This window comes from Micromonospora sp. CPCC 205546 (genome assembly GCF_036902715.1).
Classification (GTDB): Bacteria; Actinomycetota; Actinomycetes; order Mycobacteriales; family Micromonosporaceae; genus Micromonospora.
On record NZ_JBAKHL010000115.1, the window covers coordinates 1 to 10,857 of the forward strand.

The 10,857-nt window shown below is 71.9% G+C and carries 9 protein-coding genes; 5 read left to right on the top strand and 4 right to left on the bottom strand.

Translation table 11 applies throughout. From position 1 onward, the window contains the following. Positions 1–535, bottom strand: a 535-nt coding sequence (locus V6U77_RS28745; protein ID WP_334609888.1) for a DivIVA domain-containing protein, incomplete at its 3' end; no start/stop codon positions are given. A gap of 368 nt (positions 536–903) precedes the next feature. Between V6U77_RS28745 and folP the strand changes: the two genes are divergently transcribed. Continuing rightward, positions 904–1,773 carry a dihydropteroate synthase gene (gene folP / locus V6U77_RS28750; protein ID WP_334609889.1) on the top strand — a complete coding sequence of 290 codons (870 nt, stop codon included), beginning with the start codon at positions 904–906 and terminating at the stop codon, positions 1,771–1,773. Between the two features lie 49 nt (positions 1,774–1,822). Here the strand turns inward: folP and ndhC are convergent, their stop codons facing one another. Continuing rightward, entirely contained in the window at positions 1,823–2,200 is a 378-nt protein-coding gene (ndhC, locus tag V6U77_RS28755) for an NADH-quinone oxidoreductase subunit A (protein WP_089002173.1), read from the bottom strand. 131 nt (positions 2,201–2,331) lie between these two features. Between ndhC and V6U77_RS28760 the strand changes: the two genes are divergently transcribed. The 3 genes from V6U77_RS28760 (at position 2,332) to V6U77_RS28770 (ending at position 6,940) form a co-directional block, all read left to right on the top strand. Then, positions 2,332–3,741, top strand: a complete 1,410-nt coding sequence (locus V6U77_RS28760; RefSeq protein ID WP_334609890.1) for a hypothetical protein — start codon at positions 2,332–2,334, stop codon at positions 3,739–3,741. 324 nt (positions 3,742–4,065) lie between these two features. Next, on the top strand, positions 4,066–5,913 hold the full coding sequence (locus tag V6U77_RS28765) for a 2-oxoacid:acceptor oxidoreductase subunit alpha (protein ID WP_334609891.1): 1,848 nt from the start codon (positions 4,066–4,068) through the stop codon (positions 5,911–5,913). Continuing rightward, the gene (locus V6U77_RS28770; RefSeq protein ID WP_334609892.1) at positions 5,906–6,940 is read left to right on the top strand and encodes a 2-oxoacid:ferredoxin oxidoreductase subunit beta; all 1,035 of its coding nucleotides are present in this window, start codon (positions 5,906–5,908) and stop codon (positions 6,938–6,940) included. Before V6U77_RS28765 ends, V6U77_RS28770 begins: the two co-directional genes overlap by 8 nt. 130 nt (positions 6,941–7,070) lie before the next feature. Here the strand turns inward: V6U77_RS28770 and V6U77_RS28775 are convergent, their stop codons facing one another. Then, a complete protein-coding gene (locus V6U77_RS28775; RefSeq protein ID WP_334609893.1) occupies positions 7,071–8,891 on the bottom strand; it encodes a trypsin-like serine protease in 1,821 nt (606 codons plus the stop codon). Positions 8,892–9,182: 291 nt separating this feature from the next. Then, positions 9,183–10,196, bottom strand: a complete 1,014-nt coding sequence (locus V6U77_RS28780; protein ID WP_334609894.1) for a potassium channel family protein — start codon at positions 10,194–10,196, stop codon at positions 9,183–9,185. Positions 10,197–10,392: 196 nt separating this feature from the next. Between V6U77_RS28780 and V6U77_RS28785 the strand changes: the two genes are divergently transcribed. Next, positions 10,393–10,857 (top strand): helix-turn-helix domain-containing protein (locus V6U77_RS28785; protein ID WP_334609895.1); only part of this gene is annotated, 465 nt, incomplete at its 3' end.

Below are 10,857 nucleotides of genomic sequence, written 5' to 3' on the forward strand. Positions count from 1 at the left end.
CCGCGACGCCGCCGGCGGCTCCCGGCCGGCCGGTCGACGCCGTGCCCTGCGCCGCCGCCCCGGCGGTCGGGCCCGCGAACGCGGGGATCGGCTCGACGACCACGTCGGTGCCCCCGGGCGCGGCCGGCCGGTCGACCGCGACCGGCACGGTCCCCCGCGTGGTCGGCGACGGCTCGGCGGCGGCCTGCTCCCGCGCCTTGCGCAGGGCGTCGGCGTCCGCCGTCCGGCCCTCGCGCAGCGCGGCGACCTCCGCCTCCAGCACGCCGATCAGCTCGGACTTGTAGCCGATGTCGTAGGCCGCCCGGCGCATCGCGTGGTCGACCTGCGCCATCCGGTAGCCCCGCAGCGCGGTGTCGAAGCGCACCTCGCCCACGTCGGACTCGCGCAGCGGGCGGGCCGCCGGCAGCGGCACGGCCCGTCCGTCCGGTTCGGCGGGCGCCAGGCCGGGATCCCGGCCGGAGACCAGCACCGTCACCCCGAACACGACCGCCGCGACGGTCAACGCCACGACCAGCAGGAGCAGAACCTGACCCATGCACAGATCGTGGCACGTCGAACCGCCCGGAGCGACCCCACCACCCGCGCTGATGAACCAGTGTCGCCGGAACGCTGATACCTGAGTGGCATAAAAATACCTGTGTGGTATCGAGGCGAGGGGACCACACCGCCCGTCCGAGCGCCTCATCAGGATCGAGAACCCGGTCGAGGTCCGACGCGGCCAGGCGCGGTCTGTGAAACGCGGTCTGTGAAACAGGCCTTGGCCCAGCACCAGCCGCGGCCAGCGGTGCCGTCGCGATCGTCGGGGCCGCCGGACCGACGGGGCCCGGCCCGGGCCGACCGGCTAGCGTCGTGACCGGCCGGCGGCAGGCACGGGTCGGCGGCGGTGGACCTTCAGGAGGCGGCATGGCCGGGGCGCTTCGGCTCGGTGGGCGCACGTTCGGCCCGGACGAGCTGGTGGTGATGGCGATCGTCAACCGCACGCCGGACTCGTTCTTCGACCGGGGCGCGACCTTCGCCCAGGACAGCGCGCTGCGCGCCGTGGAGCGGGCGGTCGAGGAGGGCGCCGAGATCATCGACATCGGCGGGGTCAAGGCCGGTCCCGGCGACGACGTCGACGTGGCCGAGGAGATCCGCCGCACGGTGGCCACCATCGCCGCCGTCCGGGCCGCCTTCCCCGACGTGGTGATCTCGATCGACACCTGGCGGGCCGAGGTCGCCGTGGAGGCGGTGGCGGCGGGCGCCGATCTGCTCAACGACACCTGGTCCGGCGCCGACCCGGCACTGGCCCAGGTGGCGGCGCGCACCGGCGCCGGTCTGGTCTGCTCGCACGCCGGCGGCCTGGCACCCCGGACCCGCCCGCACCGCGCGGCCTTCACCGACGTGGTCGCCGACGTGCTCACGACGGTGACCGGGCTCGCCGAACGAGCCGTCTCACTGGGCGTACGCGCCGACGGGATCCTGATCGACCCCGCGCACGACTTCGGCAAGAACACCCGCCACTCCCTGGAGATCACCCGCCGGCTCGGCGAACTCTCCGGCACCGGTTGGCCGCTGCTGGTGGCCCTGTCGAACAAGGACTTCATCGGCGAGACGCTGGACCTGCCGGTGGCCGAACGGCTGGAGGGGACGCTGGCGGCCACGGCGGTCTCGGCCTGGCTGGGCGCCCGGGTGTTCCGCGCGCACCAGGTCCGCCCCACCCGCCGGGTGCTCGACATGGTCGCCTCGATCCGGGGCGACCGCCCGCCGACGCTGACCCGGCGCGGCCTCGCCTGAGCCCTCGGCGTGCGGGGCGGCAGGGCGGCCGGCGGTCGCGCCCGCCCGGTCAGGACCAGCGCAGGATGTTCTTGCGCCAGGCGTAGAGGATGCCCAGCGCCAGCACCGCGACGAAGACCGCCATCTCGACGACGGTGACCATCCCGAACCCAGGCCGGTCGAAGACGACCGCCCAGGGGAAGAGAAACACCGACTCCACGGCGAACAGCACGTAGAGGTACGCATACACGTAGTAGCGGATCTGCATCTGCGCCCAGTCGGCGCCGACGGGGTCGAGGCCGCACTCGTAGGTTGCGCGCTTGCCGAAGGGATCCGCCGGACGGGCCGGACGTAACACCCGGTTGGCCGAGAACGCCGTAACGAAGAAGAGGACGCTGGCGAGCAGCAGCAGCCCGAGCGTCGCGTACGAGCCCAGGTAACCGGTCACGGTCGCTGAGCCTACCGCTCCTCGTCGCCGCCCGGGTCGAACCCGTTACGAACTTGTTTCTCGGCGGGACTAGTGCCTGCTGGCAACAATTGTCGAACATTGGGATCTCACTCATCGTCACCGGAGGACAGATGGCACGCGTCGACGTACGGCCCGGCCGACGGGCGTGTGACCGACGCGCCGTGCCCCTGCTGGCGCTCGGCCTCGCGGTCGGGCTGGCCGTCGCCGCGGTGCCGGGCTGGGCGTCCGCCGCCCCGAACGCCACCCGGGTCGTCTCCGCCGCCACCGAGCCCGCCGAGGATCCGGGCGGGGACCCCCCGACGACGGATCCCACGGACCCCGGACCGGAACCCACCGAGGCGCCCTCCACCACGGCGCCGCCGCCGGAGACCACGCCACCGGCCCCGACGACCGAGCCGGCCCCCACCACGACGGCTCCGGAGCAGCCGGTGCCGACCACCGCCGCGCCGACCACGGGCGCACCGCCCCCTGCGCCGTCGGCGCCGCCGGTCCGGCCCTCCGCGCCGGCGGTCAGCCCGCCGGCGCCCCCGGCCGGGGTCAGCGTCACGACCGACGACATCACCCTGACCGCCGCGTACTGGAACGCGCCGAGCACGGTGACCACGCTGCGGGTGACCATCACGAACACGGGCGCCACGCCAGCCCGCATCCGGCTGGCCTACACACTGCCGGCAGGGCTGGCCGACGCCGGCACCCCGGGCTGCGCCCCGGTCGGCGGCGGGGCGCATCGCTGCGGCGAGTGGTCGAGCACGCCCGGTGCCCGCTTCAGCACCCTGCTCCGCGTACGGGTCGACGGCGACGCCTGGAAGCGGATGCCGCTCAGCGGCTCCGTGCGGGTCACCGCGACGGCGCCCGGCGTGCCCGGCCCGGTGGGCGACGACGAGGGGTTCGCGGTCCTCTTCCCGCCCGGCCCGCCCGTGCCGGGGATCAGGCTGGACGCCGAAGCGGTCTCCTTCGACATCAGCGGCGGGTCGAGCGGGCTCGACGTACGCCTGGGCAACACCGGCCGGGTCGACGCCGAGGGCCGCATCGAGGTGGTCCTGCCGGCCGGGGTGACCGTGCCGGCGCCCCCGTCCGGCTGCACCACGGTCGACCCCACCCGTACGCGCTGCGCGCTCGGCACCCTCGCCGCCGGCCGGAGCGCGCAGCTGCGGCTGCCGGTCTCCGCGACCCCCGAGGCCCAGCGGCAGGCCCCGCTGGCCGGCGCGGTGCTCGGGCAGCTCGACCCGCGCAGCGGCCAACCCCGCCGGGTGCAGATGAGCTTCCGGATCACCGCCGCCGCCGCGCTGGCGACCCCGGTGGCCTCGCCGCCCGCGCCAACCGGGTCGCAGGGCGTGCTGGCCGCCGGCGCCCCGACCCTCGACGACGACGGCGCGGGCGGCTCGGTCCGGCGTACCGCCATCCTCCTGATCGTCGTCTCCACGCTGCTGGTGGTGTTCGCCCTCACGCTGGCGACCACCTCCCTGCGGCGGCGGATGACCACCCCGGTCGCCGGGCCGTCCACGGCGCCCACGGAGTGACCCGGGTCGGCCCGGCGTCACCGGGCCCGCCCGGTCGACGCCCCGCCCACCCCCGCCACCGGTGATCTGGATTACGGGCGGCGGGCCGGAAACACCTCAAACCGGGGTGGAATCTCGCTGGATCCCATCCCACAGGGCGGCCTCCGAGAAGGTTGGGGCGGCTATTCGACGTAGGCTCTCAGGTGAGGTAACTACAGCGGACCGGGCCCGCCTCCGCGGGTCTGGTGCAGCGGTGCGTCAAGGAGGTCACGTGGCCGGGCAAGGCGAGGTCACCATCATGTTCAGCCCCTCGCGCGACCGCGCCCAGCGAAGCGAGGTGCAGGCGTGACCAAGCAGATCCGTCAACTGGACCGGGTGGTCATCCGCTTCGCCGGCGACTCCGGCGACGGCATGCAGCTCACCGGCGACCGGTTCACCTCGGAGACCGCGCAGCTGGGCAACGACATCTCCACGTTGCCGAACTTCCCGGCGGAGATCCGGGCCCCCGCCGGCACCCTGCCGGGCGTGTCGAGCTTCCAGGTGCACTTCGCCGACTACGACATCCTCACCCCCGGCGACTCGCCGAACGTGCTGGTGGCGATGAATCCGGCGGCACTCAAGGCGAACCTCGCCGACCTGCCGCGGGGCGCGGACATCATCGTCAACACCGACGAGTTCACCAAGCGCAACCTGGCCAAGGTCGGCTACCAGTCGAGCCCACTCGAGGACGACTCGCTCGCCGGCTACGTGGTGCACCCGGTGGCGCTGACCTCGATGACGGTCGGCGCGCTCGCCGAGCAGGCGGTGTCGAAGAAGGACGCCGAGCGGGCCAAGAACATGTTCGCCCTCGGCCTGCTCTCCTGGATGTACAACCGGCCCTACGAGTCGACCCTGCGCTTCCTGGAGCGCAAGTTCGCCGCCCGCCCCGAACTGGTCGCGGCGAACGTCGCGGCGTTCCGGGCCGGCTGGAACTTCGGCGAGACCACCGAGGACTTCGCGGTCCGCTACGAGGTCAAGCCGGCGAAGATGCGGCCGGGCACCTACCGCAACATCACCGGCAACGCGGCCCTGTCGCTCGGCCTGGTGGCCGCCGGCGTCCGCTCCGGACTGCCGGTCTTCCTGGGCGCCTACCCGATCACCCCCGCCTCGGACATCCTGCACGAGCTGAGCAAGCACAAGCGCTTCGGCGTGCTCACCATGCAGGCCGAGGACGAGATCGCCGCCGTCGGCGCGGCGCTGGGCGCGTCGTACGGCGGCTCGCTCGGCGTCACCACCACCAGCGGCCCGGGCGTGGCGCTCAAGAGCGAGACGATCTCCCTCGCGGTGGCGCTGGAGCTGCCGCTGGTCATCGTCGACGTGCAGCGGGCCGGCCCCTCCACGGGCATGCCCACCAAGACCGAGCAGGCCGACCTCAACATGGCGCTGCACGGCCGCCACGGCGAGGCCCCGGTCGCGGTGATCGCGCCGAAGTCGCCGTCGGACTGCTTCCACGCGGCCATCGAGGCGGCCCGGATCGCGCTGACCTACCGCACGCCCGTCATCCTGCTCTCCGACAACTACGTCGCCAACGGCTCCGAGCCGTGGCTGCTGCCGGACGTCGAGTCACTACCCGACCTGCGGGTCGAGTTCGCCACGAAGCCCAACGGCGACGACGGCACCACGTTCCTGCCCTACCTGCGCGACCCGCAGACCCTGGCGCGGCCGTGGGCCGTCCCGGGCACCGCCGGGCTGGAGCACCGCATCGGCGGCCTGGAGAAGGCCGACAAGACCGGCGACATCTCGTACGACCCGGCGAACCACGACTTCATGGTGCGCACCCGGGCGGCCCGCATCGAGACGATCCCGGTGCCGGACGTCGAGGTCGAGGACCCGGACGGCGACGCCCGGGTGCTGGTGCTCGGCTGGGGCTCCACGTACGGGCCGATCGGCGCCGCGTGCCGGGGCCTGCGCCAGCGCGGCCACGCCGTCGCGCAGGCGCACCTGCGGCACCTGAACCCGATGCCGGCCAACCTCGGTGAGGTGCTGCGCTCGTACGACCGCGTGGTCATCCCCGAGATGAACCTCGGCCAGCTCGCCCACGTCATCCGGGCGAAGTACCTGGTCGACGCGATCGGCTACAACCAGGTCCGCGGCCTGCCGTTCACGGCCGCCGAGCTGGAGACGATGCTGGAAGAGGTCCTGAAGAATGTCTGAGCCCGTCGCCCTCAAGCTCACCGCCAAGGACTTCAAGTCCGACCAGGAGGTGCGCTGGTGCCCCGGCTGCGGCGACTACGCGATCCTCGCCGCGATCCAGCAGTTCATGCCGGAGCTGAACATCCCGCGTGAGCGGATCGTCTTCGTCTCCGGCATCGGCTGCTCGTCCCGCTTCCCGTACTACATGAACACCTACGGGATGCACTCGATCCACGGCCGCGCCCCGGCGATCGCCACCGGCCTGTCGGCCAGCCGGCCCGACCTGTCGGTCTGGGTGGTCACCGGTGACGGCGACGCGCTCTCCATCGGCGGCAACCACCTGATCCACGCGCTGCGCCGCAACGTCAACCTGAAGATCCTGCTGTTCAACAACCGAATCTACGGCCTGACCAAGGGGCAGTACTCGCCGACCTCCGAGGTCGGGAAGGTCACGAAGTCGACGCCGGCCGGCTCGGCCGACGCGCCGTTCAACCCGCTGTCGCTCGCTCTCGGGGCCGAGGCCACCTTCGTCGGCCGCACCATCGACTCGGACCGCAAGCACCTCCAGTCGGTGCTGCGGGCGGCGGCGGAGCACCAGGGTTCGGCGTTCGTGGAGATCTACCAGAACTGCAACATCTTCAACGACGGCGCGTTCGAGCAGCTCAAGGAGCCGGCCACCCGCGACGACTTCCTGATCCGGCTGGAGCACGGGCAGCCGATCACGTTCGGTAAGGACGGGCAGTTCTGCGTCGTGCACCCGCCCGGCGGCTTCGGCCTCGAGGTCCGGGAGACCGCGTCGGTCGACCCGGGCGAGATCGTCGTGCACGACGCGACGGTCACCGACCCGGCGTACGCCTTCGCGCTGTCCCGGCTACCCGGCCTGGACCTGCGGAACACCCCGATCGGCGTGTTCCGCTCGGTGGACCGCCCGTCGTACGACAGCGTCGTGCAGGAGCAGCTCGCCGAGGCGAAGGCGAAGGTCACCGTGACCCCGGAGCAGCAGCTCGCCGGCCTCCTCGCCAGCGGGGACACCTGGACCATCCTCTGACCGGCGCGGCCGGCCGCCATCCCGCCAAGGGTCGCGACCGGCCGCCACGGTGCCGGTACGACGAGAAGGGGCACGCAACCCGTCGGTTGGGGGCCCCTTCTTCGTTACTTCCCGGATGGGAATCCCCTGATCAGAAGATCAGGTTGTAGTTGCCCCAGCCGCTGGAGATCACCTTGCCGCTGGCATCGATCCAGTCGCCCTTGCCGTTGGTGGTGTAGAGCCGCATCTGGTTGCTGCTGTTGATGCCCAGCATGTCCATCATGTTGTCGCCGTTCCAGTCGCCCAGCGTCATGATGTTCTTGAAGTTGGCCCAGCCGCTGCCGATCTGGGTGCCGGCCGGGTTGGTCCAACCACCGGCGCCGTCGGACTGGTACATCTTGAGGACGCCGGTCGACGTACGACCGATGATCACCTCAAGTCCGTCGCCCTTCCAGGCACCCGGCGTGAGGAACAGGTTGAACCCGTTCCAGCCGGTGCCGATCCGGGTACCCGCCGGGTTCTCCCAGCCGCCCGTCCCGTTGCTGGTGTAGCGGATGAGATCGCCGTTGGACTTGCGGACCAGCAGGCTCGGCCGGTTGTTGCCCATCCAGTTGTTGGTCACCATGAGGGCGGTGAAGTTCGCCCAGCCGGTACCGATCAGCTTGCCGCCGCCGACGAAGTTGCCCGCGCCGTCGCTGTTGTAGACGTACAACTCGCCGTTGGTCTTCATCGCCATGATGGACGGCTTGTGGTCGCCGTTCCAGTTGTAGACGCGGAAGACCCGCTTGAAGCTGCCCCAACCGGAGTTGATCTGGCGGGGAGCGTAGTAGAAGCCGCCGACCCCGTTGTTGGCGAACCCGGCGCCGTAGAACAGCTGCAGGTTGCCGGCGGTGTCCCGGCCGATCAGGTCGGTGTGCCCGTCGCCGGACCAGTCGGCGTTGATCAGCGGCGGCCGGGTGAAGTCGGCCTTCACCGTGTTGACGTAGTTGTTCAGCCGCACGTAGTAGCCCGGCTCCGAACCACAGACGACGGAACCCCAGGTGGTGACACCGACCTGCTTGCCGCCGACCATGAGCGGGCCGCCGGAGTCGCCGGAGCACGTGTCAGGGACCGGATTCGTCGGGGTACCCCCACCCTCACCCGCACAGGTCATCCCGGCCGGGTCGTACTGCACCATGTAGCTGCCGCAGACGGAGTCCGACCGGATCGGAACCGTCGCCTTGCGCAGCCGGCTGTCGTCGACCTCGTTACCCGCGCCGTCGTAGGCGATGCCGTAACCGGCGATCACCGCGGAGGTGCCAGCCACGTACGGCGTCGCGTCGCCCTGCGTGCTCAGCGACACCGGCGTGTACTCGGCCGGCAGGTTCTTCTTGAGGGTGAGCACCGAGATGTCGTTCCGCAGCGGAACCGACGGGTCGTTGTAGTTCTCGAGGATGTTCCAGCCCTGGTGGGTCCAGGTGGAACCGACCTCGGCGACGTACCCACTGCCGTCGAGGATGTTGCCCTGCTCGTCGAGGAGCTGGTCGTTGCCGGCGATGACCCGGGTGGTGCCCGGGCCGTCGGCGGTGCAGTGCGCGGCCGTCAGCACCTTGTTGGGTGCGACGATCGTGCCGGTGCACCAGTACCAGTAGTACGTGCCGTCGATCTGCAGCGTGTTGACGACGCCGACGATGTACGGGAACTCCGACGCGCTGGCGAGACCTCCCCCGACGATGCGCGGCTTCGCACTCGTGCCCGACTGGAAGCGAGGCCCCTTGGCGCCCGGCGCGGGCAGTTCGATCTTGCCCTTCTGCAGGTTCGGCAGCTTCCCCGGGCGCTCGGCCTGAGAACCGCTCGCCGCGTCGTACACGCCACCCCCGGCGGGGGCGGCCTGCGCGACGGTCACGGGCGCGACGACTGCCGCGCCCGCCAGGGCGAGGCCCGCCACGACGCCGGCCGACCAGCGTCGTCCGGATCCTGCGGAATTTGCCACTTCAGCCACTTATTGTTTCCCGTCGTTCGATTAACGAGGCACTCGGAATGGCGCAGCGGAGATACCCGACCGGACGGGAAGACGACAGTCGACGCCCGAGGCCGGAGCCTCCGCGCGAAAGATGTTGCCCCCGTCGCCGGAGCCAGCGACAGTGCGTCGACTGCGGTCAATTGTCACACCCGCTGGCGATTCCGAGCCGCCAAACGGTAGCAAGCATTCCGTCGTCGAGATAGATCCGTAGAGGGGATTCTTGACTCAGCCCAAGAGCCTGACCGGGCACGGCCGGACCGGTCAGGGAGCGGCGGTCGCCTGAGGACGGTCGTCGCGTACGTGCACCAGCATGTCGCCGGTCTCGATGACCGCGCCGGCCTTGTCCGCCAGGGTGACCACCTTGCCCCGCCGGACCAGCGCGATGACCAGCGATTCCAGCTCCCGGGGCGAGCGGCCCACCTCGGAACGTTCGGCGGAGCGCATCGCCAGCGCCATGCCCTGGCCGGGGGTGAGCAGATCCTCCACCACGTCGATCAGCGGCGGGGCCGAGGTGGACAGGCCCAGCAACCGGCCGGCGGTGGCCGAGGAGACGATCACGTGGTGGGCGCCGCTCTGCTTGAGCAGCGGGGCGTTCTCCGCCTCCCGGGCGGCGGCGATGATCCGCACCTGCCCGGCGGTGAGTTGCCGTACGGTCAACGCCACCAGGACCGAGGCGTCGTCGCTGTCGGTCGCGATGATGACGGCCTTGGCGTTGCGCACGTGCGCCTCGTTGAGCACCGACGACCGGGTCGCCGAGCCCTCGATCGCCACCAGGCCGGCCGAGGTGGCCTGCCGCAGCGCCGGGCCGCTGCGCTCCACCACCACGATCCGGGCCTTGTCGAGCCCGTTCTCCAGCAGGGCGGAGACCGCGCTGCGGCCCTTCGTGCCGTAGCCGCAGATGATGACGTGGTCCTTCACGGCTCTCCTCCACCGCGACAGGCGACGCCCGGTGCGGTACTGCTCGGTCAGCACTTCCAGGGTGGTGCCGACCAGGATGATCAGGAAGATCACCCGGGCCGGCGTGATGTAGACGACGTTGATCAGCCGGGCGGTCTGGCTGACCGGGGTGATGTCCCCGTAGCCGGTGGTGGAGAGGGTGACCACCGCGTAGTAGAAGCAGTCGAGGAGGCTCAGGGAGTCCTCGTTGACGTCGCGGTAGCCGTCCCGGTCGAGGTAGACCACGGCGACGGTGGCGAAGACCAGCCCGAGGGCGGCGGCCAGCCGGAGACTCAGCGCGCTCAGTGGGCCCCGGCGTTGAGCGGGAAAGTGGATCACCTGAGGGCCTTCCCCGGCCCTGTCGTCGCCTGCACGACCACAACATAGCGGCCTGGGCGGATCTCGCACGGCGGGGTCGTCGACGCGGGTCACGCGGGTTCACGCACGACGCGCGGCGACGACGGGACGCCCCGTGCGCCCGACAGGGGGCATGATGGGGGTGTCCCCGGACGACGAGCCCGAGAGTGAGGCCCGCATGTCGTTGCTGCGACGAGTGATCGGCGGGGTGCTGCGCCGCCTCCGGCTACGGCAGGGCCGCACGCTACGCGAGGTGGCCGAGGCCGCCGGAGTGTCGGTGCCCTACCTGTCCGAGGTCGAACGTGGCCGCAAGGAGGCCTCCTCGGAGGTGCTCGCGGCGATCTGCCGGGCGCTCGGCATCCGCCTGTCCGACCTGCTGGAGGAGGCGCGCGACGACCTGCGTCGGGTCGAGCCGCGCATCCCGGCCACGCCCAGGGCCGGCCTGGCCCGGCTGGAGCGGGCGGAGGTCGGCCGGCCCGACGCCGCCACCCCGGCGCTGCGGGTCGGTCCCCGGGCCGGCGGCCCACTGCTGCACCTCGGCCCCCGCACGGGCGGCCCGACCCTGCGGGTCGGGCGGCCCGCCTCCGCCGCGGGCGTCCGCCCCGGCCCGCGTACCCGCGTCGCGCTTGGTTGCGGGCGGGCG